The organism is Kitasatospora sp. NPDC048286 (assembly GCF_043201735.1).
Taxonomy (GTDB): domain Bacteria; phylum Actinomycetota; class Actinomycetes; order Streptomycetales; family Streptomycetaceae; genus Kitasatospora.
This window is the reverse complement of sequence record NZ_JBICZE010000027.1, coordinates 34,482-61,458: the sequence shown is the minus strand read 5'-3', so window position 1 is coordinate 61,458 and position 26,977 is coordinate 34,482. Positions and strand designations below refer to the sequence as shown.

Below are 26,977 nucleotides of genomic sequence, written 5' to 3'. Positions count from 1 at the left end.
GGCTGATGCCGAAGTGATCGATCGACGCCGCGGGGTGGATGACACATGGGTGTGATCACGGTCAAGCGACCGGCGAGGGCGTATCCGCCGACCGTGCCGGACGAACCGGTGGAGCTGGTGAGCCCGCCCGAACTGCCCAGGCAGGGCGGCGAGGACTGGCTGATGAGCATCCTGCCGATGCTGGGCATGGGCGGCTCGGCGGTCTTCTTCTTCTCGCCCGGGGCCGCGGCCCCGATGAAGATCATGGGCGGTCTGATGATCGCCTCGACGCTCGGCATGGTGCTGGCGCAGATCGTCCGGGCCCGCAAGGGCGGTTCGACCGCGATGGCGGACGAGCGGCGCGACTACCTGAAGTACCTGCAGCAGACCCGCCGCCAGGTGCGCCGCACCGCGGAGCGCCAGCGCGGCGCGCTGCTGTTCCTGAACCCGGCGCCGGACCAGCTCTGGTCGATCGTCGAGGACGGCCGGCGGCTGTGGGAACGGCGCATCGGGGACGGCGACTTCGCGCAGATCCGGGTGGGCCTCGGGCCGGTGCAGCTGTCCACCCCGCTGGTGGCGCCGCAGACCGCGCCGATGGACGAGCTGGAGCCGCTGTCGGCGGCCGCGATGCACTCCTTCCTGAAGGCCCACGGCACCCTCCAGGACCTGCCGTTGGCGGTCTCGCTGCGGGCCTTCTACCACATCACGGTGTGCGGGGACCCGGACTCGGTGTACGGGAACGTGCGCGCGATGATCGCCCAGCTGACCACCCTGCACTCGCCGGACGACCTGATGGTGGCGGTCGCGGCCGCGCCCGGTGCGGCCGAGGAGTGGGAGTGGACCAAGTGGCTCCCGCACAACCAGCACCGCAAGGAGGCCGACGGCGCGGGCTCGCGCCGGCTCTTCGCGAACGACCTGGGCGACCTGGAGTACCTGCTCCAGGACGAGCTGGCCGGCCGCCAGCGCTTCGTGCGGGAGGTGGCACCGCCCGCCGACCAGCCGCACCTGGTGGTCGTCATGGACGGCGCCGGGGTGCCGCACGACTCGCTGCTGGCGAGCCCGGAGGGCGTGCAGGGCGTGACGGTCATCGAGGTGGTGCCGGGCGAGGTCGACGAGCCCAGCGGGCACCTGATGGTGACGGTCGGCGCCGAGGAACTGGTGCTGCGCTCGGCCTCCGGCGCGACGTACACCGGCAAGCCGGACCTGCTCTCGGTGTGGCAGTCCGAGGCGCTGGCGCGGCAGTTGGCGCCGTACCGGATCTCGGCCGGCGGGGACGACGAGCCGCTGCTGTCCAACCTCGACTTCACCGACATGATGAGCTCGGGCGACCCGGGCTCCTTCGACGTGGCCCGCAGCTGGCGTGCGCGCGCCCAGCACGAGCGGATGCGGGTGCCGATCGGCGTCGGCGCCAACGGCGAGCACGTCTACCTGGACATCAAGGAGGCCGCGCTGGAGGGCATGGGCCCGCACGGCCTGTGCGTGGGCGCGACCGGTTCCGGCAAGTCGGAGCTGCTGCGCACGCTGGTGCTGGCGCTGGCGATGACCCACTCCTCGGAGATCCTGAACTTCGTCCTCGCCGACTTCAAGGGCGGTGCGACCTTCTCCGGCATGGCGGACATGCCGCACACCTCCGCGGTGATCACCAACCTCGAGGGCGAGCTCACCCTGGTCGACCGCATGCGCGACGCGATCGAGGGCGAGCTGCACCGCCGCCAGGAGCTGCTGCGCTCGGCGGGCAACTACGCCAACATCCACGAGTACGAGCGGGCCCGGGCGGCCGGCGCGGCGCTGGACCCGCTGCCCTCGCTGGTGCTGATCATCGACGAGTTCTCCGAACTCCTCACCGCCAAGCCCGACTTCATCGAGATGTTCATCCAGATCGGCCGGATCGGGCGTTCGCTGGGCGTGCACCTGCTGCTGGCCTCGCAGCGCCTGGAGGAGGGCAAGCTGCGCGGCCTGGACACCTATCTCTCGTACCGGATCGGTCTGCGCACCTTCTCGGCCGCGGAGTCCCGGGCGGCGATCGGCGTACCGGACGCCTACCACCTGCCGCCGGTGCCGGGCGTCGGCTACCTCAAGTTCGGCGAGGACGTGATGGACCGGTTCAAGGCCGCCTACGTCTCGGGCCCGTACCGGGCGCCGGGGCAGCAGCGGTCGACCGGCGGGCGCCGGGTCGACACCCGCCCGGTGGAGTTCACCGCGGCCTTCGTGGAGCTGCCGGACCCGGTGGAGGAGGAGGTCGCGCCGCAGGTCCCGGAGCAGGACGACGCGCTGGTGGACACCGTGCTGGACGTGTTCGTCCAGCGGATGGCCGGCCAGGGCCCGGCCGCGCACCAGGTGTGGCTGCCGCCGCTGGAGGACGCGCCCAGCATGGACCACCTGCTGCCGCCGCTGCAGGTGGTGCCGGAGCGCGGGCTGACCGCGCCCGGCTACCCGGCGGGCCGGCTGCGGGTGCCGATCGGCATCGTGGACAAGCCGCGCGAGCAGAAGACGGACATCCTCGAGGTCGACTACGCGGGGGCGGCCGGCCACGGCCTGATCGTCGGCGGTCCGCGGTCCGGCAAGTCGACCGTGGTGCGCACCATGGTCGCCTCGTTCGGCCTCACCCACACCCCGTTGGAGGTGCAGTTCTACCTGCTCGACTTCGGTGCGGGCAGTTTCCAGTCGCTGGCCGGGCTGCCGCACGTCGGCGGGGTGGCCGGGCGCCTGGACGTGGACAAGGTGCGCCGGATGGTCTCCGAGGTGCACGGGGTGCTCAACCGGCGCGAGGAGCTGTTCCGGGTCGCCGGGATCGACACCATCGCCACGTACCGGGCCACCCGGGCGGCCGGCCGGCTGCCGGACGAGGCCTTCGGTGACGTCTTCCTGGTGATCGACGGCTGGAACACCTTCAAGCAGGAGTTCGAGGGCCTGGAGCCGGTGATCGGCGACATCGCCCAGCGCGGTCTCGGCTACGGCGTGCACCTGGTCATCACCGCGGCCCGGTACGCCGAGGTGCGCCCGGCGCTGAAGGACCTGCTGCAGAACCGGACCGAGCTGAAGCTCGGTGACGCGATGGAGTCCGAGGTCGACCGCCGGGTGGCGCAGAACGTCCCGGCGCTGGCCGGGCGCGGCATCACCCCGGAGCGGCTGCACTTCCTGTCCGGCCTGCCGCGGCTGGACGGCTCCTCCTCGGTGGACGACCTGCAGAACGGCGTGGCCGGGCTGGTCGGCGCGGTGGACGGGGCCTGGACCGGCCCGCGCGCCCCGCAGGTGCGGATGCTGCCGGCCGTCCTGGACGGCGACTCGCTGCCGAAGGGCTTCGAGCACCCGGAGCGCGGCGTCGCGTTCGGCGTGGACGAGGCGGAGCTGGCGCCGGTCTTCGTCAACTTCGAGACCGACCCGCTGTTCATCGTCTTCGGCGACACCGAGTCCGGGAAGTCGGCGGTGCTGCGGATGCTGATCAAGCAGATCACCGAGCGTTACACCTCGGACCAGGCCGGCATCGTGATCGGCGACTACCGGCGCGCGCTGCTCGGCACCGTACCGCCGGAGTACCTGGTGGAGTACGCGGCCGCGCAGCCGGCCATGGCGGCCATCGTCGACATGCTGCGCGGCGCCTGTGCGCGCCGCCTGCCGGGCCCGGACGTGACCGCCGAGCAGCTGCGCAACCGCAGCTGGTACAGCGGCAAGGACATGTTCGTGATCGTCGACGACTACGAGCTGGTCTCGACGAGCTCGGGCAACCCGCTGGCCCCGCTGGCCGAGTTCCTGCCGTTCGCCCGTGACATCGGCCTGCGGGTGATCGTGGCCCGCAGCGCGGGCGGCGCCGGCCGCTCGCTGTACGAGCCGGTGCTGCAGCGGATGCGCGAGCTCGGCGGCCAGGGCGTGATCCTGTCCGGCAACCGGGACGAGGGCGCGCTGCTGGGGACGGTCAAGCCGCAGGCGCTGCCGCCCGGCCGAGGGGTCTACGTGTCCCGCCGCGCGACCGGCGGGCAGATGATCCAGACGGGCTGGCTGCCGGTGGCGTAGCCGCGCCGACCGTCACGGACGGTGAGCGAAAGGGGTCGGACTCGTGGAGTCCGACCCCTTCGGCGTCCCGAGTGCCGAAACGTTACCTAGATCTTTGCGGGCGGAAGCTGCGGTTCCCGTACCCGGCCGGGGAGTTGCCGGGCGCCTCGGGAGCGCCTGGGCGTGCCACCGTCCACCCGGAACACGACCTTTGAATCACGGCGCTCCCCGCTTTGTTCACCTTCGATTCAATCGCGATGTGGCTTAGGTAACAAGTCGGACAAAGCTCGCAATGACTGAACGTGATCATCGGATCGCATGTTTATGCCGTTCACCACAACGGATTCCGAAGCAGTTCCGACATTGACGCAATCAATACGCCGATGTTCCATTGCGGCCAGGGAGCGACTGGAACCGGACACCGAGCAACCAGCCAGCGGAGGCGATACCGCTCCCACCCCAGCACCGCACAGCCGATCGGAAGCCACATGACCGACACGCTTCGTCCGCCACAGACCGTAGCCGCCACGGCGGCCGAGGCGGCAGCGCCCCAGCAGCTCAAGCGCTCGATCGGCGTCGTGGGCGGCACCCTGCTCACGCTGTCCTGCGTCACGCCCGCCTCGACGCTCTTCGTGATCGTGCCGGAGCTGTTCTCCAGCATCGGCAGCGCCACGGCGCTGGCGATCGCGATCGGCACCGTGCTCTGCGTCGCGGTCGCGTTCTGCTACTCCGAACTCGGCACCCTGATCCCCAGCGCCGGCGGCGAGTACGCGATGGTCGGCACCCTCGCCGGGCGGCTGATGGGCTGGCTGGTCTTCGTGCTCTCGCTGATCGTGGTGATGATCGTCCCCTCGGTCATCGCCCTCGGCACCGCCGACTACCTCGCCCCCGTCCTGCACCTGGACAAGGCCATGACCGGCGCCGCCGTGATGCTGGCCGCCACCCTGGCCGGCCTGCTCGACCTGCGCGCCAACGCCTGGATCACCGGCATCTTCCTGGTGCTGGAGGTCATCGCGGCCGGCGTGGTCTCGGTGCTCGGCTTCGCCCACACCAACAGCGACGCCCCCAGCCTGCTGCACGGCGTGGTCGCCGGGGAGGGCGGCGCGACCACCACGGTGAGCGTGGGCGCCATCGTCGGCGCGCTCGGCATCGCCCTGTTCATCACCCAGGGCTTCTCCACCGCGGTCTACCTGTCGGAGGAGCTGGAGAACCCCCGCCGCAACGTCTCGCGCACCGTGCTGTGGACGCTCGGCATCTCCTCGGCCATCATCCTGGTCCCGGTCGTCGCCATCACCATGGGCGCCCCCGACCTGCAGACCCTGTCCTCCGGCGACATCTCCGGCATGGTCACCGCCTGGAGCAACTCGGCCGTCGGCACCTTCATCAGCCTCTGCGTCGCGCTGGCCATCATCAACGCCGGCATCGTCATGGTCATCCAGAACTCCCGGGTGCTGTTCGCCTCCGCCCGCGACAAGGCCTGGCCGGAGCCGGTCAACAAGGCCTTCGGCACCCTCGGCCGGTTCGGCTCGCCGTGGATCGCCACCCTGGCGGTCGGCCTGCCCGGCGCCGCGCTCTGCTTCGTCAAGGGCGAGCTGCTGAGCAACATCACCGGCGTCGCCGTCACCGGGATGTACCTGCTGGTCGCGATCGCCGCGCTGCTCTCCCGCCGCGCCCACCACAAGCACGCCTCCGCCTGGCGGATGCCGCTGTGGCCGGCCGTCCCGGTCGTGCTGATCGCCGTCCTGGTCTACGTGATCACCAAGCTGGACACCGAGCCCCTGCTGTGGACCGGCGGCATCACCGCCGCCGCCACCCTCTACTGGCTGTTCTACCTGCGCCCCCGGCAGGACACCCGCTGGGTGATCAGCCTTCCCGAGGACCAGCAGGACTGATCCCCACCCCTCCCCCACACGGCGGTGCCCCGGGCCTCCCCCAGCCCGGGGCACCGCCGTGTTCCGCTACTTCCTGGCCTTCCAGGCCGGGCTGGTGACGATCGTCTTCAGCTCCGCCGCGGTCAGCAGCGGGTCGCCGTTCGACGCCGTCACGACCAGGACCTCCAGGCCGTCCGGCCTCGTCGCGTCCGCGATCAGCTTGCCCGGCAGGATGGGGGCGGCCGGGGCGTGGGTGAGGAGCTTCGTCCCGTCGGGCAGGATCTCCGCGTCCTGGTACCAGTGCTGGGCCGGCCGGTCGTCGGGGGCCTTGGCCCAGTTCTTCACCAGCACCGACAGCGTGCCGGCCCGCCCGGCCCTGGCCAGCTCGAAGGCCACCCCGGTGTCCTGGCCCTTGCGGCCCGTCACGGTCGCGCCGGACGGCAGCAGCCCGGTCAGGACGGTCTCGTAGTCCGCCGGCGACAGGCCCGGGTCGATCGCCTCGGTGTCGATGCCGTCGAACCTGAGGGCCTTGACGACCCGGTCCCAGGACTTGTCGGTGACGACGGCCTTCAGCTGGTCGAGGGTGAGCGGCGGGTTGGGGCGGCTGTCCGGCGCGCCCTTCTCCTTGGGCGCGTTCCACTCGTGCACGGAGACGGACCGGCCGTCCGGGCCGTTCAGCACGGCGAACCACTCCTTGGTGTCGGCCCGGCTGTCCGAGTACTCGTACCCCTGCTGCAGCAGGAGCTTGGAGCCGTCCGGCAGGACGGTGTCGGTGCAGGCGTCGACCCGGACCAACGTGAGGTCCGGCGGGCAGCCGGGCAGCTGCACCTGACCGGGCCGGTGCTTGCTGATGTTGAACTGGATCAGCGACTTGCCCTGGCCGTCGTCGAAGACCAGGTTCGCCGAGGCGTCGGTGGCCTTCGGCCCGCGATCGGTGCCTTGCCCCGTGGCCTCGGTGATCTCCCCCTTGGGCAGCAGGGCCCGGAAGGTGGCCAGCACCTCGTCGCCGGAGACCGCGGCCTGGGCCACGGACTGCAGCGCGGTCGGGGTGGTCGCGGCGGCGCTGCCGCCCGCGGTGATGCCGACGGAGGCCGCCGGGGCGGAGGCCGCGCTCACGGTGCCCGCGTCCCCGGCACCCGGGGAGGCCAGGTACACCGTGCCGGTGCCCACCAGGGCCAGCGCGGCCGCGCCGCCCACCACGGCGGCGGCCGAGCGGCGGCGCCAGCGGCGGCGGCCGAGCCGGTAGCCGTCCGCGACCAGGCCCGCCTGCTCGGCCTGCTCGGTGCGGAAGCCTTCGCCCGTACGGGTGAGGGCGTAGAGAAGATCGTCTTCGAACTTGTCCGGTTCGGACATGGGTGTTCACCGTCTCCTTGCGTCGCGGGTTGCGAGAGAAGTTCCTTGCGGCCGGCAGGCGCCGGCCTCAGCGGGCGGCCAGCTCGGCCAGCGAGTCGCCGAGCAGGGCGCGCAGCCTGGCCAGGGCCCGGGTGGTGCGGGTGCGGACGGCGCCGGAGGAGGCCCGCATGGCCTCGGCGGTCTCCTCGACGCTGCGGTCCTCCCAGTAGCGCAGCACCAGGACCGCGCGGTCCTTGGGCGGCATCCGGCCGAGCGCGTCGAGGAGGGTCAGCCGCAGGGCGCTGTCGGCGTCCTGCCCCTCCCGCTCCGGCAGGGCGGCACTGGGGCGCTCGCCGCTGGAGCGGCGGCGCTGCTGGGCCAGGAAGGTGCGCACCATGACGGTGTGGGTGTAGGCCGCCGGGTTGTCGATCCGGCCGCGGCCGGTGAAGGCGCTGCGCCGCCACAGCACGTACATCCGGCTGAGGGCCTCCTGTACGAGGTCCTCGGCGTAGTGGGTGTCGCCGCTGGTGAGCAGGCAGGCCGAGCGGTACAGGTGACCGGTCCGGCCGGAGACGAGCTCCAGGAACTCCGCGTCCTTGGCCTCCCGGCCCGACCCGATCCACCCCATGCGCCCTGCCCCCCGTGGTCCGCCCTCCCTGACACTTCATCGATGCGGCGGGCGGGCGGCGGTGTTACAGGGGTTCCGGCGGATTCCCGGCGGGTCGCCGGGCGGCGGGCGCAAGCCGCGGGTCAGGAGGAGGACTTGCGCCGGTGGTCGCGCAGCACCACGCCGCCGCCGATCAGCAGCGCGACCAGCAGCGCGCCGACACCGAGGACGTACGTCGCGGTACGGCCGTCGCGGTCGGCCTGGGTCTCGCCGAGGCCCACCGGGCGCGGCACGATCGGCGCGGCGGCAAGCTGCACCGGGGCGTCCGGGACGGCGGCGAGGGGTGCGTCGACGGGGGCCGTGGTGACGGCCTTCACCGGGTCCACCACGCCCCAGCCGATGAACGTGTCCGGGTCGCGCTGGGTGCGCTGCGCGGTCTGCTCGATCCAGGCCCGCACCTGGGCCGGCTTCCAGTTCGGGTGGGCTCCGACCAGCAGCGCGGCGAGGCCGGAGACGTACGGGGCGGCGAAGCTGGTGCCGTTGTCCACGCACTGGCCGCCCCCGGGCACGGTGGACAGCATGTCGACGCCGGGCGCGGCGACCTTCACGAAGCCGCCGTACTGGGAGAAGGGCGCCCGCTCGTTGTTGCGGTCGGAGGCGCCGACGGCCAGCACGGTCGGGAAGGCGCCCGGGTAGGTGTCGCCCTCCTTGCCGTCGTTCCCGGTGGAGGCGACCACCACGGCCCTGTTCTCCTCGGCGTACTCGACGGCGGCCTTCAGCTCCTGGTAGCCGCCGAACCGGGCGTCGCCCGCCCCGCGCACGTCCTGGGAGATGTTGATGACCTTGGCGCCGCGCCTGACCGCCTCCCTGATCGCCGTGACCAGGGTGGAGACGTCGCCGTTGCCGTCGCTGTCGTTCTGCCGGATCGACAGGATCCGGGCGTCGGGAGCCAGCCCGACGAAGCCGGTGGTCTTGCTGGGCCGGGCGGCGATGATGCCGGCCACCTTGGTGCCGTGGCCGACCGGGTCCTCGGTGGAGCTGCCCTGGATCGCTTCCTTGGTCTCCCGGTTGACCAGCAGGTTCGGGCCCGCGTCGAGCTTGCCGGACAGCTGCGGGTTGCCGTTGTCCACCCCGGTGTCGATGACCGCGACCGTCACGCCCGCGCCGGTGGTCTTCCCGTCCTGCCACAGCTCGTTCAGCAGCAGGCGCTGCAGCGACCACGGCACGGTCTGCACGTCGGGCGCGGGCTTGGGGCAGTCGCCGGCCGCGGCCAGGCCGGGCCCGCTGTCGGCGTACGCCGGGGCGGCGAGCGGGCCGCCCAGCACCGCGAGCGCGGCGATCGCCGCGGCCGCCTTCCGGTACCCGTGTCGGGTCACCCTGCCACCCCTCATGTCGTCCACCCTTGCCGCGCGCCGGGGGCGGGTGCCCGGAATCCGGGTACCCGCCCCCTGTCGTTCCCTACGGAACCCGAACGTCAGCCCCAGAGCTTGGCGTTGGCGTCCTCGGTGGTCCGGTAGCTCTGCGCGGCGTTCTCGAGCGAGGTCGCGATCTGCGCGCAGACCTGCTGGAGGTCGTTGGCCTTGGCGTCCCACTTGGCCTGGTGGGCCTGGTAGCCCTGCTGGGCCGCACCCTGCCAGCTGGAGGCGATGCGGGTCACGTTGCCCTTGAGGTCGTTCAGCAGGTGGTCGATGCGGCTCGCCGAAGCCTTGACCTCCTCGGCCGCCTGGTGAACGGTCTGGAAGTTGACGAGGATGTGTTCGGACACGTTGTCTCCCTTACGAGGATGAGGAGCACCGCGCGGTCAGCGGCGGGCGCTCCGCAGAGCGGTGGAGCGGGACAGAACGGCGGTCGGCGCAGGTGCGGCGATCAGCGCGGATGCGGTGATCAGCCCTGGGCCGAGGAGAACATCGCCTTCTGCTCCTCTTCGGTGCTCGCGTAGTGCTTGGTGGTCATCTCGATCGCGTGCTTGATCGCGTTGAGCGACTCCTTGAGGCTCGCGATGTCCTCGTTGACCCGGTTCTGCAGGTTCGTGTAGGCCGTCGCGGCCTGGCCCTGCCAACCGCTGGTGATGCCGGTGACCGTGCTGATCAGCTTGTTCTTCTCAGCCTCGATCTTGCCGATGGCCTCTTCGATCTGCTTGGCGAAGGCCAGCATCTCCTGCGCGGTCATCGTGAACTGACCCTGAGCCATGCTCCACGTCCCCCATGAGACAACATTTGCGTGTACGGAGGGCCCAGCGGGCCGACCGTCGCATCACCTGTGTGATGTCCAGCAGCACTGTAGTCGGCACACGCAACTCACCCAACACCGATCATCGAGTAGTTACCAGACCATGACACTGGGGCCAATTCGGTTGCCGCGCTTGGCCGATCAGGCGTTCTGCGGCTGGGTGGCGCTCTTCGCCGTCAGCGGCGGACCGGCCGGAACCAGGTTCGACCACTCCTTCGGCACCGGCAGCGGCTGGACCCCCTGGTAGCCCAACCTCGCCTGGTTGCCGCCGGGTTCGTCCTGCTGCTGCCCCGGCTCCTGGGACGGCGCCCCGGGGGTCGGCGTGGCGGTGGGCTGCGGCGCCGACGGCTTCGGGGAGCCGCTCTGGCCGGGCTGCGGCGAGGCCGCGGGGCGCTGGCCGCCGTCACCGTTGGACGGGACGGAGTAGCGCAACCCGGTCTCGGTGATCAGGAAGTCGGTCCCGGAGCCGGCGGCCGCGTTGTCCATCGAGCGGTAGAACAGCCCGTGACCGGGGGTCACGTACGCCGCCCCGGCACCGTTGTTGTACGGCGCGGGGTACGAAGTCCCGGCCCAGACGCTGCGCTTGGCGGTGCTGCCGTCCGCGGCGACACCGTCGTAGGTGCTGCACACGACCATCCGGGCGTCCTGGCGGTCCTGCCAGTTGTTCACCGGCGCGCCGGTCTTCAGCGGCCAGTCCGGGGCGGTGCCCTTCAGCGGGACGTCGCCACCCCACTGGGCGTTGTCGGCCGGGGTCATCTCGTCGCTGCGCGGCTTCTTGTCCTGGTCGTACTTGTAGAGCATCTGGTACGCCGGGTTCTGCCGGATCAGCTCCGCCTGGAACGGGGTGACCAGGAAGAGCTGGTCCTTGCCGACCACGTAGTGGCGGTCCTGGTAATGCACCAGCCGGCCGATCCGACGGTCGGCCGGGTTGCTCAGCTCCACCTTGGAGTTGGCGCCCTGACTGTCGGCGACCGCCTCGACCTGCGGGAAGGTGATCGGGGTGGCGTTCACCAGGGTGTCCAGCCAGTCCCGCTTGACCCGCTGCGGCACCGCGTTGGGCCCGAACACCGCGGTGACCAGCGCCTTGCGCTCCTTGTCGTCCGACTGCGGCGAGCCGATCGGGTGCTTGCGCCCCTGCGCGTCGACCACGAACAGCGCGGCGCCCCCGCCGGCCGGCTGACCCGGCGCCGGCGCGGCCGAGATCTGCTGCTCGTCGGCCTGCTGCACCAGCATCAGCTGGTCCGGGCCGAGCATCCGGTCCTTGGCCGCCAGCGCCGCCGCATCCGCTCCGGCCGCCACGAACACCGCCTGGTTGACCGTCTCCTGCTTGTCGTCCGAGCCCGGGCGGTCGCACACCGCCCACTTCATCGGCTTGCTGGCGTTGTCCGTGGTCGGCAACTTGTCCGGCGCGTAGGGGATCCCGATCGTCGGCCCGTGGTTGGGGTAGCGGTCGAGCACCCCGTCGTCCACCACCACGACCTTGGCGCCCGCCGGCAGCACCAGCCGCGCCGAGGACATGTTGAGCACCTGGTGCAGCCGCTTGGTCTTCTGGTCCTGGTCGGTGAGCACCACGTACCGGGTGGTCGACTGCTTGCCCTGGATGATGTTCTTGCCGTCGTCCCACTTCACCGGCGCGCTCGGTTTGAAGACCCCCCAGATCCCGAACCCGGCCACGAACACGGCCCCGGCCAGCACACTCGGCAGCACCGCCTTCACCGGACGCGGCGCGTCCTCGTCGCTGCCGCCGCCGGCGGGCAGCAGGAAGGCGCCCACCGTGCGCTTGCGGGCGAAGGTGTACGCGTTCAGCTCGTCCCGGCGCGATGCCATACCTCGTCGTCCCCCTAGTCAGACGTCGTCGGGCCTCCTCGGACCGACCTGCCCCGTGGTCACCCGCCGGGCACGAACCGGCGCGAACCCTCTACGATGCGGCAGCAGACGGTGAGTACGGTACGGGTACGGTCCGCGACACAGCCAGCCGGGCCGCGACAACGGATCAGAGAGGGCCACCGGGGGATGCCAAGCCAGACCGCTCCAGGACGCCGCCGCAGCGCGGGCGGCGGGAGGCCGCGCCGGGCCGGCCGGGCGCAGCGCAGCGCGCCGCCGACCGGGACGGGAACGGGGACCGGACCCGCGAGCACGGAACCGCAGCCGACCGGCACCGTGGGCGGCGGCGCCGTCCAGGTGCGGGTCAACCCCCGACCGGGGCTGCTGGGCGGGCGGTTGAAGCTCCAGCAGCTCGTCCTGGTCGAGGTCGCGGCGGCCCTGGTCGCGGTCGGCTGGACGATCAGCCGCACGGTCGCGGCCGGCTTCGGCGCGGTCGCGCTGGTGCTGGTCCTGCTCGCGCTCGTCCCGGTGCGCGGCCGCACCGTCCCCGAGCTGCTGCTGGTCCGCGCCGCCCTCAAGTCCCGCCGCAGGCAGGCCAGGACGCTGCTGCCGCCGGCCGGCACCGACCCGGCGCTGGCGCCGGCCCTGGAGCTCGAACCGGGTCTGCGCACCTGCACCCACGCCACCGAGGCCGAGTTCGGCGGCCGCCCGGTCCGCCGGGAGACCGGCATGGTCGGCGACGGGACCTTCCTCAGCTCGGTGCTGCTCGTCCAGGCCAAGGACCAGCCGCTGCGCCCGGCGCGCACCGCCCTGCCGCTGCCGCTGGACGTGATCTGCTCGGCGCTCACGGTCGACGACATCACCCTGGAGTCGGTGCAGCTGGTCCAGCACACCCAGCCCGCCCCGGCCCAGCACCTGCCCGACCAGTCACTGGCCGCCCGTGCCTACCGCGAGCTGCCGGACGGCACCGCCACCCCCGGGCTGCGGCTGACCTGGATCGCCCTGAAGCTCGACCCGGAGCGCGCGGCGACCGCCGTCCGGGCCCGCGGCGGCGGCGAGGAGGGCGCCCGCAAGGCGCTGCAGCGGGTCACCGACCAGCTGGCCGGCCGGCTCAACAGCGCCGGCTTCAACGCGACCGTGCTGGACGAGCGCGAGCTGATCGCCGCGCTGGCCATCTCCACCTGCGCCAACCCGATCGCGGTGGCCGGCCGCCAGGGCACCGGCAGCGGCGGCGGCACCACCCGCCGCACCCAGGAGGGCAACCGGTTCTGGCGGATCGACGACCGCTGGCACACCACCTACTGGATCTCCCGCTGGCCGCAGCTGAGCCGCCCCGGCGGCGCCCCCGGCCGGATCGCCGCGCCGGACCTGGTCAACCTGATCACCGGCTCCCCGGCCCTCGCCAGCACCTTCAGCCTGACCGCCGGGCACGGCACCGGCGGCTCGGTGACGGTCAGCGGGCACCTGCGGGTGACCGGCCGCAACGAGAGCGAGGTCGGCGACATCGGCCGCCTGGTGGAGACCCGGGCCCAGAACACCGGGCTCGGCCTCGTCCGGCTCGACCTGGAGCAGGCCCCCGGCATGCTCGCCACCCTGCCACTCGGAGGGGCCTCCTGATGGCGTACCAGACCTACCCCACCGCCGGACCGCAGCCCGGCGCCGAGCAGCGCCGGGCCCGGCCGCGGATCCTGCCCGGCTTCGGGCTGCGCGGCCCGCGCCGGGAGAAGCACGTGCTGGAGCCCGCCGACCTCGCGGCGCTGGCCTTCCCCGTCGGCGACGACGGCGTGGTGATCGGCGTCGACCCGCAGGGGCTGCCCGCGGTGCTCGGCCTGTTCCGCCCGACCTCGTACGACCTGGTGCTCGTCGGCGGCATGTGGACGGCTCAGGTCATCGCGCTGCGGGCGGCCGCGATCGGCGCCCGGGTCGCGGTGGAGACCGCCCGCGGACAGCTGTGGGGCCCGATGGCCCAGGCGGCCGGCGGCGGCCAGCCGTGCGTGACGATCCACCAGGTCGGCCGACTCGGCCCGCAGGGCGCCTCGGTGGCCTCGCCGGTCCTGGTGGTGCGCGACCTCGGCGCCCGCCCGCCGCGCAGCCGGCTCTCCGCCGCACCCTGGCAGACCACCCTGACGCTGCTGCCCTACCTGGGCCCGAACGCCTCCCGGGTGCTGAACGCGGCCGACCTGGTCGGTGTGCAGCGGATCTCGCCGCAGGAGGCGGAACTGACCGGCCGGGTGCTGTCGCTGCCGCCGGAGGACGTGGCCGCGCTTCCCACCCTCGGCGACGACCTCACCCTGTGGGCGACCCGGATGCGGCGACAGTACGTACGGGCCGTGGCCGGGCAGGCCGAACAGCAGGTGCTCGGCGGGCCGCGCCGGATGGACTGAGCGCCGGCTCGCCGCACCGGGCGGGCCGGCGGGGAAGCGAAGCCGCCTTCAGCGGGGGTTGCCGTACGGCCTAGTCTTTGATGCGGCAACGGCACCGCTGAACAAGCGGCGGCGAACACGAGGGAGCCAGAGTGAGCAGCGATCGGGACGGCGTCTACGTCGGCGACAACGCGGCGGAGGACGACGACGACTGGTCGGACGCGCCTGACTACACTCCCCCGTCCTGGTACGTGCAGACCGAGCCCGCGGGGGCTTCCGGCGCGGCCGCGCCGGCCGCTTCCGCACCGGCCTCCCCCGCTCCGGCCGAGGTCGGCGCACCGGTGCCCACCGTCGTTCCGGGGCAGGCCCAGCAGGCTCCGGTGCAGCAGCAGGCCCACGCCCCGGTGCCCGGCCAGGCCGCCGCCCCGGCGGCCGAGGCCGCGCCGACCGCCACTCCCGTCGCCCCCGTTCCGGCGCCCGCTGCCACGCCCGCCGCGCCGGTCCCGCCGGTGCAGGCCGAGGCGCAGCACGTCCCGTTCCCGGTTGCCGCCCCGGTCCCGCCGGTCGCCGAGCAGCCGCAGGCCGGCGCCCCGGTCTGGCCGACGCCGGAGGCCGCGGCGCAGCAGCCCGTAGCGCAGCCGTACCCGGCGGCGGGGCCCGCAGCGGCGGCGCAGCCGGGGCAGCCCGTCCAGCCGCAGAACTTCGCGCAGCCGCCGGTCCAGCAGGCCCCGCCGCAGCACCCCCAGGACCCCCAGGGCCCGCCGGCGGGCTGGGACCCGCAGGCCGCGTGGGCCGCCCAGCAGGCTCAGCACGCCCAGCAGCCCGTCGCCCCCCAGCAGCCGGGCCCGCAGGCCCAGCCCGGCCAGCCGCAGCCCGGCCCGGTGGACCCGCGCCAGGGCGGCTGGCCGCAGCCCGTCGCGTACCAGCAGCCGGCCCAGCCGCAGCCCGGCCCGCAGGCCCAGCCCGGCCAGCCGCTGCCCGGCCAGCCGTTGCCGGGGCACCCCGGGCAGCCGTGGCAGCAGCCGCAGGCCCCGCAGCCCAGCGCCTTCCAGCAGGCCGCCGCCCCGCAGCAGACCGCGCACGGCGCACCGCTCGGCTACACCGCGGCCGTCGAGCTGTCCTCGGACCGGCTGCTGCGCAGCCAGCCCAAGCAGCAGCGCCAGCAGCCGCGCTTCCAGTTCGGCGGCAAGGCCGCGGCGGCCGAGAAGGCCCGCAAGCTGGAGATCATCCGCACCCCGGTGCTGAGCTGCTACCGGATCGCCGTGATCAGCCTCAAGGGCGGCGTCGGCAAGACCACGACCACCACCGCGCTCGGCGCGACCCTGGCCAGCGAGCGCCAGGACAAGGTGATCGCGATCGACGCCAACCCGGACGCCGGCACCCTGGGCCGCCGGGTCAAGCGCCAGACCGGCGCGACCATCCGCGACCTGGTGACGGCCATCCCGCACCTGCGCAGCTACATGGACATCCGTCAGTTCACCTCGCAGGACCTGAACTCGGGCCTGGAGATCCTGGCCAACGACGTGGACCCGGCGGTCTCGACCACCTTCAACGACTCGGACTACCGCCAGGTGATCGACGTGCTGGGCCGCCAGTACCCGATCATCCTGACCGACTCCGGCACCGGCCTGCTGTACAGCGCGATGCGCGGGGTGCTGGACCTGGCCGACCAGCTGATCATCGTCTCCACCCCCAGCGTGGACGGCGCCTCCAGCGCCTCGACCACCCTGGACTGGCTCTCCGCGCACGGCTACGCCGACCTGGTGCAGCGCAGCATCACGGTGGTCTCCGGGGTGCGCGAGACCAGCAAGATGATCAAGGTCGAGGACATCGTCGCCCACTTCCAGACCCGCTGCCGCGGCGTGATCGTGGTGCCGTTCGACGAGAGCCTGGCGGCCGGCGCCGAGGTCAACCTCGACATGATGCGGCCCAAGGTCCGGGAGGCCTACTTCGAGCTGGCCACCCTGGTCGGCGAGGACATCGTCCGGGCCCAGCAGGCCGCCGCCCAGCAGGCCGGCTGGCAGCAGCAGGCCCAGCCGCAGCCCGGCTACCCGCAGCCGTACGCCGACCCGCGGCAGCCCCAGCCCTACCCGCAGCAGGCGGGCCAGCCCGCCCCCGGGGCGCCGTGGGCCCCGCAGCCCGGCCAGGCCCCGCCGCCCCCGCCCGGGTACGGCTACCCGCAGCAGCCCGCTCCCGGGGCGCCCTGGCCGCAGCAGCCGGGCCCGGGCTACGGCTACCCGCCGCAGGCACCCCAGCAGTGAGACGGCGGAAGGGGCCCACCGACACCCGGTCGGTGGGCCCCTTCCGGCGTCCCGGCGCTCAGACGCCGTCGGTCAGCTCGCGGGCCCGCTTGACGTCGTCGGCCATCCGGTCCAGCAGCGCGTCGATGGAGTCGAACTTCTCCATCCCGCGCAGGTAGGCCAGGAAGTCCACGGCCACGTGCATCCCGTACAGGTCCAGGCCGACCCGGTCGATGGCGTACGCCTCCACAGTGCGGGCGGTGCCGTCGAAGGTCGGGTTGGTACCGACCGAGATCGCCGCCGGCATCCTCTCGCCGTCCGCCGTCAGCCAGCCCGCGTACACGCCGTCGGCCGGGATCGCGCTGTGCGGCACGGTCTCGACGTTGGCGGTCGGGTAGCCCAGCTCACGGCCGCGCTGCGCGCCGCGCACCACCACGCCCTCGACCCGGTGCGGGCGGCCCAGCACCTCGTTGGCGCCGGCCATGTCCCCGGTCTCCACCAGCCGGCGGGTCAGGCTGGAGGAGAACGGCTCGCCGTCCCCGGCCGTGCCGCACACCTGGAGGTCGACCACCTCGACCTCGAAGTCGTCCGCCCGGCCCAGCTCGCCGAGCAGCGCGACGTCCCCGGCCGCCCGGTGCCCGAAGCGGAAGTTGGGGCCCTCGATGACGACCCGCGCGTGCAGGGCGTCCACCAGCACCTGCCGGACGAAGGCCTCCGGGGACTCCTGGGAGAACTCGGTGGTGAACGGCAGCACCAGCACCGCGTCCACGCCCAGCTCCGCAATCAGCTCGGCGCGGCGCGGGTGCGGCGCGAGCAGCGGCGGGTGGCTGCCCGGGCGGATGACCTCGCGCGGGTGCGGGTCGAAGGTCACCACGACCGCGGGGATGCCGAGTTCGCGGGCCCGCTCGACCGCCCGCCCGATGATCAGCTGATGTCCGCGGTGCACCCCGTCGAACGAGCCGATGGTGACGACGCTGCGTCCCCAGTCCCCGGGGATCTCCTCCAGGCCACGCCAGCGCTGCACCTGACCGCTCCTTGTTCCGTACGGTGCGTACCCTCTGTACGCTCAAACGCTCAAAACCCGAACCCCTATAGCGTGCCATGCGCCTGCCCCGGCTCAGGCACCGGAATACGGGTTGAGCCCGCCGAGGGCCCCGTCGACCGCCCGGGCACGGCCCGCCCGGCCTCCTCGGCGGCGTACCGCGCGTCCCGTCCGGCCGCCGCCAGGGCCCGCATCCGGGCCGGCCGGGGGTCGTCCTGGGCGGTCGGCGCGGCACCGGACGGCCACCGGGCGAGCAGCCGGGCGAAGGCCGCCGACCACCCGGCGCAGCGCACCAGCAGCTCGTCCGCGCCCGGCAGCCCCTGGGTGGCCCTGGCCAGCACCACCCGGGCCCGGGCCGGGTCCTCGGCCGCGCAGTGCTCGGCGAGCCGCTCCACGACGGCGGTCAGCACCGCCGGGTCGGTCTCGGTGGCGAGCAGGGCGTCCAGCAGCTCGCGGCGCAGCGCGTCCGCCGCCGGGTCGGCCACCGGGACGGACAGCGCCTCGGCGAACGGCCGCCGGACCGCCGCGCTGCGGTCGGCCAGCGCGGCGCCGAGCAGCATCCTCAGCTCCGGCCGGCCGCCCGGGCCGACGGCGGCGGGCCGGGCCAGCCGACGGCCGAGGTAGTCGACGGCGACCGGACCGGCCAGCGCCGGGTTCCCGCGCAGCAGCCCGGCGGCCAGCTCGGCGCCCCGCCGCAGGGCCGCCGGGGCGGTGGCGTCGGCCAGCACCCGCAGCGTCTCGGCGGGGGCCGCGCCGGGGGCGCCCGCCCGGTCGGCGAGCGCGGCCAGGACGGGTTCCGGGTCGCTCTCCAGGGCCGGGCCGAGCGCCCTCGGGGTGAGGAAGGCGTCGCCACCGGCCCGGAACCGGGCGAGCGCGGCCGGCAGGTACTCGGCCCTGGTCACCGGATCGCCGACCAGCAGCGCCAGCGCCGCCCCGTACAGACCGGGCTCGTCCTCGCGGGCGAGCAGGGTCAGCGCGGTGTACCGCAGCAGCTCGACCCCGGCACCGGAGGCGTACGGGGAGGTCCGCAGCGCGTGCACGGCGGCCGCGACGTGCCGCTCGGGCCGCCGGTCGTGGCTCCAGCGGTCCACCGCGCGGCAGAGCGCGGACGGCTCCTCGGCGGCCAGCACGGTGAGCAGCGCGTCCGCCCGCGGGTGCGCGGCGGCCGCCAGCGCGTCGGCCAACTCGTCCAGGGCGAGCCGGCGGTGGGCGTGCAGCAGGTCGTGGGCGAGGTCGGCCGTCGTGCGCCCGGGGCGCCCCGGCAGGCCGTGCGCGTCCTCGAACCAGGCGCAGAGCAGCGGGAACACCGCGACCGGGTCGGCGCGCAGCCGCTCTGCCACCACGGCGAGGAAGCGCTGCCCGGGGCCGTCGGCGGGCACCAGGCGGCGCAGCAGGGCGAGTTCGGTCTCGACGGGCAGGCCGAGGCCGGTCCAGAAGGCCGGGCCGAAGCGGCCGAGTCCGGCCGCCGGGAGCGCCACCGCACCGGCCGCGCCCGCCCGTTCGGCGATCCGGGACGCCAACTGGTCGAGCAGGGCCAGGTGTTCGGAGCGGTCCGGGCTGGCGGCGAGGCCCGCGGCGAGCAACCGGGCCGCCCACCAGGCGGGTTCGCTGCCCGGCGGGCGCAGGTCGAGGGCGCGCCAGATCCGGTGCAGCCACGGGTCCAGGGCGCCGGCGCCCCAGGTCTCCGCCACCCGGCGCAGTGCGGCGGCGACCGGACCGATCCGGTGCCGGGCGACGGCGTTCGCCCCGGCCGGCTCCCCCGCCGGGTGGCCGCCGGGCTCCCGCGCCTCGTCGGCGGGCCACGGCGGGGTGTCCTCGGCCTCGCCGAGCAGCAGCCGCAGCGCCGCGTCCAGGTCCAGGTGCCGGCCCTGCAGCCAGTCCGCGAACTCCCCGTGCGCGAAGCGGAATCCGGGCCCGGCCGGGACGAACAGGCCCTCGGCGAGCACCGCCGTGGCCCAGCCGCCCTCGACCGGGAACAGCTCCTCGAAGACGGCCCGGTCCAGCCCGCCGCCCGACCGGTCGCCGAGCATCCGCCGGGCCGCCTCGTGCACCCGTCCGGCCACCGCCGCCGCGAGCCGGCGCACCCGGCGGTGCCGCGGCCCGCCCTGGCGCACCGCGCCCCGCCGGTGGGCGCCCGGGCGGCGCGGCCGGCCGTCCTCGGCCAGCCGCTGGGCCACCCGCAGGCAGCGCAGGTCCAGGACGGCGCCGAACAGTTCGCTCCGGCGCACCGGCCCGTCGTGCAGCCCCTGCGCCCACAGCTCTCCGGCCAGCCGGACGGCCAGCGGGTGCCGGGCGTCCTCGGCGGCGGCCGGGTGGCCCGGCGGCAGCCCGTACCGGCGGCGCACCCGCTCGGCCGCCTCGGGGGGCAGCGGGCCGAGCCGCTGCCCGGCCAGGCTCGGCCCGCCCGCGCCGCGGCCGTCCATCCGCACGGTGGGGGCGCTGCCCAGGTCACCGTCCGGGTGCGGCTCCTGCGCGCGCCGGGGGCCCGGGGTGCCGTTCCCCCAGGTCTCGGCCGCAAGCAGCTCCCACAGCTCCTCCCCGCAGGCCGTCACCAGCCTGGCCCCGCAGCCGGTCAGCCACTGCCCGGCGCCGCGCAGCCAGCGGGCGTCCACCGGCAGCGGGGCCTCCTCGGGGCCGTCCAGGACCACCAGCAGCGGCCGGCCGGCCGCCGCGCACAGCGTCGCCACCGGCTCGGGCGCGGGCGCCGGGGTGCCGAGGACGGCCGCCGCGGCGGCCAGCGCGCGTTCCACCGGTTCGGCGAGCGAGCGGTCCCCGGCGCGCAGGTCGGCGCCGCGCAGCCAGAGGGTGGGCAGCGGGTGGGCGCCGCCGGTGCGGCGGGCGGCCAGCGCGGCCAGTTCGGTGGTGCGCCCGCTGCCGGGGGCGCCGACCAGCGCGGTGACGGTCGCGACCGGCTCGTCCCCGGCCAGGCCGTCCGGCCGGTCCACCCGGTCGGCGGCCAGGTGGGGCAGCCGGCCCGGTCCGGCGCCGGCGGCCGCCACCTGGGCGGCGGTCAGCCGCAGCACCCCGGCCAGGTTGAGCGCCGGGCCGTAGCCGGGCACCGCCGCAGCGTTGCTCGCCAGCAGCCCGGCCAGCACCTCGGCGGCGCCCGTTCCACCCGGAGGGCCGTCCCCGACCGCCGCCGCGCCCACCGGCACGGCCGGCAGTGCCCCGCCGTGCCGGGGCCCGCGCAGGGCGGGCGCGGCCAGGGCGACCACGGCCCCGCTGCGGGCGTCCAGCACCGGCGAGCCGGCCGGCACCGCGACCCCGCCGACCACCGGCACGTCCAGCAGCAGCACCCCGGCCGACCGGTGCCCGCCGTACGCCGCGCCGGCGACCCCGAGCAGTCCGCAGCGCAGCGCGACCACCCGTCCGTCCTCCCCCGCCAGCGCGGGCAGCAGCACCTCGGGCCCGGCGGCGACGGCGGCCAGCGGCAGCGGCGGCACCGGCAGCCCGCCGACCGCCTCGGTGCGCAGCAGAGCCAGCCCGTGCCCGGGCAGCGGCAGCACGGCGTCCGGGCCGAGCACCCTGGTCTGCCCGCCGGGGGTGTGCAGGACGACCCGGTCCAGTCCGGCCACACTCTCGTGCGCCGTCAGCACGACCCCCTGCGGGTCGGCGACGAACCCCAAGCCGTGCAGCCGGCCGTTGAGGTCGCGGATCCGCAGCAGGTACCGCCCCGGATCGCCCTCCGGAAAACCCGGCATCTCGTGCCCCCTCGGCCGTCGCTCGCCCGCTGCCCGGAGCCTGCCCGCCGAGGTGCCCGCCCGACCGCGCCCGCGCCGCTCACCACGGGCGTTCACTCCGCGCGCTCCCTCGTGCGGGTGAACGACGTCCGGGAACGGCGGAGCCCCCGTCGGGGTGACTCCCGACGGGGGCTCCGAACGGCGACCGGACCGTCAGCCGACGACCGGACCGTCAGCCGACGAAGACCGCGACCGGCTTCGCCTGCCCGCCCTGCTCCTCGACCAGCGCCAGGAAGCGCCCGTCCGGCCCGAACACCGCGATCGGCCCGTCCACGCCCATCCCGGGCGCCTTCAGCCGGGCGCCGTGCGACAGCTTCTGTGCCGAGGCCTCGTCCAGGTCCCAGCGCGGGAAGGCGGCGGCCGCGGCCTCGGCGATCGGCAGCACCTCCAGCGGCTTGGCGGACTCGCCGGTGACCTCGGCCTCCAGCTGCTCCAGGGTGCGCGCCGACTCCACCCCGTACGGCCCGACCTTGGTGCGCCGCAGCGCCGTCAGGTGCCCGCCGACGCCCAGCCCGGCGCCCAGGTCCCGGGCCAGCGCCCGGATGTAGGTGCCGGAGGAGCACTCGACGGTGACGTCCAGGTCGATCACCGGGGTGCCGTCCTCGGCGACCGCCGCGCGCTGCTCGTGCACGCTGAAGGAGTAGATCGTGGTCGGCCGGGCCGCGAGCTCGAAGTCCTCGCCCTCGCGGACCCGGGCGTACGAGCGCTTGCCGTCGATCTTGATCGCGCTGACCTTGGACGGCACCTGCATGATCTCGCCGGTGAGCGCCGCGATCCCGGCGTCGATCGCCTCCCGGGTGACGGCGTCGGCCGGGGTCGAGGCGGTCACCTCGCCCTCGCGGTCGTCGGTGACGGTGGTCTGGCCGAGCCGGATGGTCGCCTCGTACGTCTTGGCGGTGAGCATCAGGTGGCCGAGCAGCCGGGTGGCCCGCTCGACGCCGATCACCAGTACGCCGGTGGCCATCGGGTCCAGGGTGCCGGCGTGCCCGACCTTCCGGGTCCCGGCCAGCCACCGCAGCTTGGCGACGACCCCATGCGACGTGATGCCCTCGGGCTTGTCGACGATCACCAGGCCGTCCGGGCCGGTGCCTTTGCGCTTCATCGGGTTCTTTCTCTCAACAACATCAGCGGAGACGATCAACGTACCGGTCTCAGCGCGCCCCGGAACCGCTCGACCACCGCGACCACGTCCTCCCGGACGCTGAATCCGGCCGCGTAGACGTGCCCCCCGCCGCCCAGTTCGGCACAGGCCGCCGCGACGTCCACCGCCCCCTTGGAACGCGAGGAGCCGCGCAGCGTGCCGTCCGGGTCCTGCTTGAGCACCAGCGCCACCTCGGCCTCGGCCGGGCGGCGCAGGATGTCGATCAGTCCCTCGATCTCCTCGACCGTGACGCTGAACAGCGCGAGGTCCTGGTACGGCACCCAGGTCCACACCAGGCCCAGCCCGTCCGCCGCCTCCGGCTCGTAGACGGCCCGGTCGAGCGCGCCGGCGAGCACCTTGAGGTAGCCGAAGGAGGAGGTGTCCCACAGCTGCCGGGAGATCAGGTCGTGCCGGATGCCGGTGGCCAGCAGCCGGCCGGCCAGCTCGTGGGTGGCGGGCGTGGTGGCCCGGTACTTGAACGAACCGGTGTCCGTGGCGACACCGGTGTAGAGGCAGGTGGCCAGCTCCTGGTCGAGCACCACGCCGAGCCTGCGCAGCAGTTCGTCGACCAGCACGGCGGTGGCCGGCGCGGTCGGGTCGATCAACTGGTGGGTGCCGAAACCCGGGTTGGAGGCATGGTGGTCGAACACCACCAGGACGGGCGCGGCGAAGGCCTTGTCGCGGAGCAGGCCGAGCCGGCTCTCCGCGGCCACGTCGAAGCAGAGCACCAGTTCGGGCACGTCCGGCACCTCGCCGGCCGGCACGATCAGCTCCTGGCCGGGCAGGAAGGCCAGCGACTCGGGCACGATCTGCGGGTCGTCGCCGAAGGAGACCCGCACCCGCTTGCCGAGCGCGCGCAGCGCCAGCGCGGCCGCCAGCGAGGAGCCCAACGCGTCGCCGTCCGGGCAGATGTGGCAGATCAGGTCGATCGAACGGGCCCGCCCGATCTCCGCCACCACCTGCTGCCAGAGCAGCTCGAACCCGCTCTCCTCGGTGCGCGGGCCCGGGAGTGCCGCGAGGGCACCCTCCACCGTGCTGGTGGAGGACGCCCCCGTGGTCGATCCGGCTCGCGAGGCGACCCGCGCCGGCTCACCCGCCATGACTACTCGTCCTCGTCGTCACGCTCGGACGCCGGAACCCGGTACGGGTCCGCGTCGCCGGCGTAGCTCGCCCCCGCGGCCTGGGTGCGCACGGCGGCGTCCGAGGTGCGGGCCCGGTCGAGCAGGTCGTCGATGTTCCGGGCGTTGTCCGGCAGCGCGTCCGCGACGAAGGTCAGCGTCGGGGTGAAGCGCACCCCGATCTTGCCGACCTCGGAGCGGATCACGCCCTTGGCGCTCTCCAGCGCGGCCGCGGTGGCCTCGCGCTCGGTCTCGTCACCGAAGACGGTGTAGAAGACGGTGGCCTCGCGCAGGTCTCCGGTCACCCGGGTGTCGGTGATGGTCACGAACCCCAGGCGGGGGTCCTTGATCCGCCGCTCCAGGGTCTGGGCGACGACCACCTGGATGCGGTCGGCGAGCTTGCGCGCCCTTGCGGTGTCGGTCACGTTGCCTCCTCGTGCAGTGGGCCCGGTACCCGGGCGAGCTGCGCACCCGTCGGGGCCCACGCCCCAAAGTACCGGCCCGCGCCCGGCCTTGCGGGCGCTCTCGGTCCTGATCCGTGTGAGAACGGCGACTTCCGCCAGCCGGCTCCACGGTCCTCATTCGTCGTCGTCGTTGTGGTACCGCCTCCTCGTGGAGAGGAGTTGCACCTCGGGGCGGCCGGCGACCAACCGCTCACAGCTGTCCAGGACCTCGGTGACGTACCCGGCTTCGCCGGATACCACCGCGAGGCCGATCTCGGCCCGGCGGTGCAGGTCCTGGTTCCCGGTTTCGGCAGCGCACACGCTGTACTTGCGCTGCAGTTCGGCCACGATGGGCCGCACGATCGAACGCTTCTCCTTGAGCGAGTGGACGTCGCCCAGCAGCAGGTCGAAGGTGAGTGTTCCCACGAACATGTGTGACAGGTCTCGCCGACCTGGAAGGCCTCGGGGGCAGCCCGGAACCGGGCTGGCGCCACTGTTTCTGACTACTCCCGGACCCTACACAGCGAGACCGGGGCCGGTCGACGGAAATACCACCCGTCGACCGGCCCCGGCTGACACCGACTAGGCGCGCGGCTTCTCGCGCATCTCGTAGGTCTCGATGATGTCCTCGACCTTGATGTCGTTGAACGACCCCAGGGTGACACCGGCCTCGAAGCCCTCGCGGACCTCGGTCGCGTCGTCCTTGAAGCGGCGCAGACCCTCGATGGTGAGGCTCTCCGCCACGACCTTGCCGTCGCGGATGAGGCGGGCCTTGGCGTTGCGGCGGATGATGCCGTCGCGGACCAGGACACCGGCGATGTTGCCGAACTTGGAGGAGCGGAAGACCTCGCGGATCTCCGCGGCGCCGAGGCGCACCTCCTCGTACTCCGGCTTGAGCATGCCCTTGAGGGCGTTCTCGATCTCCTCGATCGCCTGGTAGATGACCGAGTAGTACCGGACGTCCACGCCTTCCTTGTCGGCCGCGGCACGCGCACGGCCTTCGGCGCGCACGTTGAAGCCGATGATGATGGCGTCCGAACCCATCGCCAGGTCCACGTCGGACTCGGTGATGGCACCCACACCGCGGTGCAGGACCCGGAGCTCGACCTCCTCGCCCACGTCCAGCTTGACGAGGGCATCCTCGAGGGCTTCCACCGAACCGGAGACGTCACCCTTGATGATGAGGTTGAGCTGCTCGATGGAGCCGGCGGCGATGGCCTTGTCCAGGTCCTCCAGGGACACCCGGACGCGACGCTGCGCGAAGGCGGCGTTACGGTCGCGGGCCGAGCGCTTCTCGGCGATCTGACGGGCGGTGCGGTCCTCGTCGACGACGATGAAGCTGTCGCCGGCGCGGGGCACCGAGGTCAGACCGAGCAGCAGCACCGGGCGGGACGGGCCGGCCTCGGTGAGGTTGTTGCCGTTCTCGTCCAGCATGGCGCGGACGCGACCGTAGGCGTCGCCCACGACGATCGAGTCGCCGACGCGGAGCGTACCGCGCTGCACGAGCACGGTCGCCATGGCGCCGCGGCCCTTGTCCAGGTGCGCCTCGATGGCGATACCCTGCGCGTCCTGCTCGGGGTTGGCCCGCAGGTCCAGCGAGGCGTCCGCGGTCAGGACCACGGCCTCCAGCAGCTGGTCGATGTTCAGGCCCTGGCGCGCGGAGATGTCGACGAACATGGTGTCGCCGCCGTACTCCTCGGCCACCAGACCGAACTCGGTCAGCTGACCGCGGACCTTGGTCGGGTCGGCGCCCTCGACGTCGATCTTGTTGACGGCGACCACGATCGGCACACCGGCGGCCTTGGCGTGGTTCAGCGCCTCGACCGTCTGCGGCATGACACCGTCGTTGGCCGCGACCACCAGGATCGCGATGTCGGTGGACTTGGCACCACGGGCACGCATGGCGGAGAACGCCTCGTGACCCGGGGTGTCGAGGAAGGTGATCGGACGCTCTTCGCCGTTCACCATCGTCGCCACCTGGTAGGCACCGATGTGCTGGGTGATGCCACCGGCCTCGCCGGCCACCACGTTGGACTTGCGGATCGCGTCCAGCAGGCGGGTCTTACCGTGGTCGACGTGGCCCATGACGGTGACGACCGGCGGGCGCGGGGCCAGCTGGTCCTCGTCGCCCTCGTCGGCGCCGAAGTCGATGTCGAACGACTCCAGCAGCTCGCGGTCCTCGTCGTCCCGGCTGACGATCTCCAGCTGGAAGCCCATCTCGCCGGCCAGCAGCTCGAGGGTCGCGTCGGAGACCGACTGGGTCGCGGTGACCATCTCACCGAGGTTGAACATGACGGAGACGAGCGCGGCCGGGTTGGCGTTGATCTTCTCCGCGAAGTCCATCAGCGAGGCGCCGCTCGACAGGCGAACGGTCTGGCCGTTGCCGCGAGGCAGCATCACACCGCCGACGGACGGGGCCTGCATGGCCTCGTACTCCTGGCGCTTCGCCCGCTTCGACTTGCGGCCACGCGCCGGGCGACCGCCCGGGCCACGACCGAAGGCGCCCTGCGTGCCACCACGGGCACCCGGGCCGCCGGGACGGCCGCCGAAGCCGCCGGGACGCGGACCGAAGCCGCCGCCGCCACCCGGGGCACCGCCACCGGGACGCGGACCGCCGAAGCCACCGCCACCGGCCGGACGCGAGCCCGGACCGGCCGGACGGCCCTGGAAGCCGGGACGGGCGCCACCGGCACCCGGACCACCCGGACGACCGCCGGGGCCACCCGGACCACGGCCACCCGGACCCGGACGCGGGCCGGCCGGACGCTGCGGCATCATGCCCGGGTTCGGGCGCGGCATGCCGGACGGGGTCGGGCCACCGGGACGCGGCGCGGCCGGACGCGGCATGCCGTCGGGACGCGGACGGTCGCCACCCGGACGGGGAGCACCGGCACCGGGGGCACCGGCCGGACGCGGACGGTCGCCACCGGGACGCGGGGCACCGGCACCCGGAGCACCGGCCGGACGCGGACGGTCGCCACCCGGACGGGGAGCACCGGCACCGGGGGCACCGGCCGGACGCGGACGGTCGCCACCGGGACGCGGGGCACCGGCACCC

General features: G+C 74.0%; 17 protein-coding genes and 1 pseudogene. 5 read left to right on the top strand and 13 right to left on the bottom strand.

The window, feature by feature from the left end; genetic code table 11:
* Positions 1-45: 45 nt before the first annotated feature.
* Both eccCa and ACGF13_RS38825 read left to right on the top strand, forming a co-directional pair.
* Positions 46-3,990: a type VII secretion protein EccCa gene (gene eccCa, locus ACGF13_RS38830; protein ID WP_392884240.1), complete on the top strand. Its 3,945-nt coding sequence runs from the start codon at positions 46-48 to the stop codon at positions 3,988-3,990.
* Between the two features lie 467 nt (positions 3,991-4,457).
* Positions 4,458-5,861, top strand: coding sequence for an APC family permease (locus ACGF13_RS38825; protein ID WP_392884238.1), 1,404 nt, complete (start codon positions 4,458-4,460; stop codon positions 5,859-5,861).
* 66 nt (positions 5,862-5,927) lie between these two features.
* Here ACGF13_RS38825 and ACGF13_RS38820 read toward each other — a convergent pair whose 3' ends face one another.
* The 6 genes from ACGF13_RS38820 to ACGF13_RS38795 form a co-directional block, all read right to left on the bottom strand.
* Entirely contained in the window at positions 5,928-7,193 is a 1,266-nt protein-coding gene (locus ACGF13_RS38820; RefSeq protein WP_392884236.1) for a hypothetical protein, read from the bottom strand.
* Between the two features lie 67 nt (positions 7,194-7,260).
* Complete coding sequence (locus tag ACGF13_RS38815; RefSeq protein ID WP_392884235.1) at positions 7,261-7,800, bottom strand: SigE family RNA polymerase sigma factor; 540 nt, start codon at positions 7,798-7,800, stop codon at positions 7,261-7,263.
* Between the two features lie 122 nt (positions 7,801-7,922).
* Positions 7,923-9,155 carry a type VII secretion-associated serine protease mycosin gene (gene mycP / locus ACGF13_RS38810; protein ID WP_392884234.1) on the bottom strand — a complete coding sequence of 411 codons (1,233 nt, stop codon included), beginning with the start codon at positions 9,153-9,155 and terminating at the stop codon, positions 7,923-7,925.
* A gap of 98 nt (positions 9,156-9,253) precedes the next feature.
* On the bottom strand, positions 9,254-9,544 hold the full coding sequence (locus ACGF13_RS38805) for a WXG100 family type VII secretion target (protein WP_392884232.1): 291 nt from the start codon (positions 9,542-9,544) through the stop codon (positions 9,254-9,256).
* A 119-nt stretch (positions 9,545-9,663) separates the two neighbouring features.
* A complete protein-coding gene (locus tag ACGF13_RS38800; RefSeq protein WP_392884231.1) occupies positions 9,664-9,969 on the bottom strand; it encodes a WXG100 family type VII secretion target in 306 nt (101 codons plus the stop codon).
* A 180-nt stretch (positions 9,970-10,149) separates the two neighbouring features.
* Positions 10,150-11,835 carry a type VII secretion protein EccB gene (locus tag ACGF13_RS38795; protein ID WP_392884229.1) on the bottom strand — a complete coding sequence of 562 codons (1,686 nt, stop codon included), beginning with the start codon at positions 11,833-11,835 and terminating at the stop codon, positions 10,150-10,152.
* Positions 11,836-12,021: 186 nt separating this feature from the next.
* On the opposite strand from ACGF13_RS38795, the gene eccE reads away from it, so the two are divergent.
* The 3 genes from eccE (at position 12,022) to ACGF13_RS38780 (ending at position 16,456) form a co-directional block, all read left to right on the top strand.
* Positions 12,022-13,449, top strand: coding sequence for a type VII secretion protein EccE (gene eccE, locus ACGF13_RS38790; RefSeq protein ID WP_392884228.1), 1,428 nt, complete (start codon positions 12,022-12,024; stop codon positions 13,447-13,449).
* Entirely contained in the window at positions 13,449-14,216 is a 768-nt protein-coding gene (locus ACGF13_RS38785) for a hypothetical protein (protein WP_392884227.1), read from the top strand. The genes eccE and ACGF13_RS38785 overlap by 1 nt, the downstream gene beginning before the upstream one ends.
* Before the next feature lie 131 nt (positions 14,217-14,347).
* Positions 14,348-16,456, top strand: a complete 2,109-nt coding sequence (locus tag ACGF13_RS38780) for a MinD/ParA family protein (protein WP_392884226.1) — start codon at positions 14,348-14,350, stop codon at positions 16,454-16,456.
* Between the two features lie 58 nt (positions 16,457-16,514).
* Here the strand turns inward: ACGF13_RS38780 and ACGF13_RS38775 are convergent, their stop codons facing one another.
* The 7 genes and pseudogenes from ACGF13_RS38775 to infB all read right to left on the bottom strand — a co-directional run.
* Complete coding sequence (locus ACGF13_RS38775; protein WP_392884225.1) at positions 16,515-17,459, bottom strand: bifunctional riboflavin kinase/FAD synthetase; 945 nt, start codon at positions 17,457-17,459, stop codon at positions 16,515-16,517.
* A 65-nt stretch (positions 17,460-17,524) separates the two neighbouring features.
* Positions 17,525-21,178, bottom strand: coding sequence for a serine protease (locus ACGF13_RS38770; RefSeq protein WP_392884224.1), 3,654 nt, complete (start codon positions 21,176-21,178; stop codon positions 17,525-17,527).
* Positions 21,179-21,389: 211 nt separating this feature from the next.
* Positions 21,390-22,319, bottom strand: coding sequence for a tRNA pseudouridine(55) synthase TruB (truB, locus tag ACGF13_RS38765; RefSeq protein ID WP_392884223.1), 930 nt, complete (start codon positions 22,317-22,319; stop codon positions 21,390-21,392).
* A 35-nt stretch (positions 22,320-22,354) separates the two neighbouring features.
* Positions 22,355-23,458: a bifunctional oligoribonuclease/PAP phosphatase NrnA gene (locus ACGF13_RS38760; RefSeq protein WP_392884222.1), complete on the bottom strand. Its 1,104-nt coding sequence runs from the start codon at positions 23,456-23,458 to the stop codon at positions 22,355-22,357.
* A 2-nt stretch (positions 23,459-23,460) separates the two neighbouring features.
* Positions 23,461-23,901 carry a 30S ribosome-binding factor RbfA gene (gene rbfA, locus ACGF13_RS38755; RefSeq protein ID WP_207812580.1) on the bottom strand — a complete coding sequence of 147 codons (441 nt, stop codon included), beginning with the start codon at positions 23,899-23,901 and terminating at the stop codon, positions 23,461-23,463.
* A 153-nt stretch (positions 23,902-24,054) separates the two neighbouring features.
* Complete coding sequence (locus tag ACGF13_RS38750; protein ID WP_238741325.1) at positions 24,055-24,351, bottom strand: DUF503 domain-containing protein; 297 nt, start codon at positions 24,349-24,351, stop codon at positions 24,055-24,057.
* 150 nt (positions 24,352-24,501) lie between these two features.
* Positions 24,502-26,977, bottom strand: a pseudogene (gene infB / locus ACGF13_RS38745) (translation initiation factor IF-2); the annotation flags it as partial.

Excerpts from the sequence above, each read along its gene's own strand:
- eccCa (WP_392884240.1), top strand. The coding sequence starts at position 46 with ATGGGTGTGATCACGGTCAAGCGACCGGCGAGGGCGTATCCGCCGACC.
- ACGF13_RS38825 (WP_392884238.1), top strand. The coding sequence starts at position 4,458 with ATGACCGACACGCTTCGTCCGCCACAGACCGTAGCCGCCACGGCGGCC.
- ACGF13_RS38820 (WP_392884236.1), bottom strand. The coding sequence starts at position 7,193 with ATGTCCGAACCGGACAAGTTCGAAGACGATCTTCTCTACGCCCTCACC.
- ACGF13_RS38815 (WP_392884235.1), bottom strand. The coding sequence starts at position 7,800 with ATGGGGTGGATCGGGTCGGGCCGGGAGGCCAAGGACGCGGAGTTCCTG.
- ACGF13_RS38800 (WP_392884231.1), bottom strand. The coding sequence starts at position 9,969 with ATGGCTCAGGGTCAGTTCACGATGACCGCGCAGGAGATGCTGGCCTTC.
- ACGF13_RS38795 (WP_392884229.1), bottom strand. The coding sequence starts at position 11,835 with ATGGCATCGCGCCGGGACGAGCTGAACGCGTACACCTTCGCCCGCAAG.
- eccE (WP_392884228.1), top strand. The coding sequence starts at position 12,022 with ATGCCAAGCCAGACCGCTCCAGGACGCCGCCGCAGCGCGGGCGGCGGG.
- ACGF13_RS38785 (WP_392884227.1), top strand. The coding sequence starts at position 13,449 with ATGGCGTACCAGACCTACCCCACCGCCGGACCGCAGCCCGGCGCCGAG.
- ACGF13_RS38770 (WP_392884224.1), bottom strand. The coding sequence starts at position 21,178 with ATGCCGGGTTTTCCGGAGGGCGATCCGGGGCGGTACCTGCTGCGGATC.
- truB (WP_392884223.1), bottom strand. The coding sequence starts at position 22,319 with ATGAAGCGCAAAGGCACCGGCCCGGACGGCCTGGTGATCGTCGACAAG.
- ACGF13_RS38760 (WP_392884222.1), bottom strand. The coding sequence starts at position 23,458 with ATGGCGGGTGAGCCGGCGCGGGTCGCCTCGCGAGCCGGATCGACCACG.
- ACGF13_RS38750 (WP_238741325.1), bottom strand. The coding sequence starts at position 24,351 with ATGTTCGTGGGAACACTCACCTTCGACCTGCTGCTGGGCGACGTCCAC.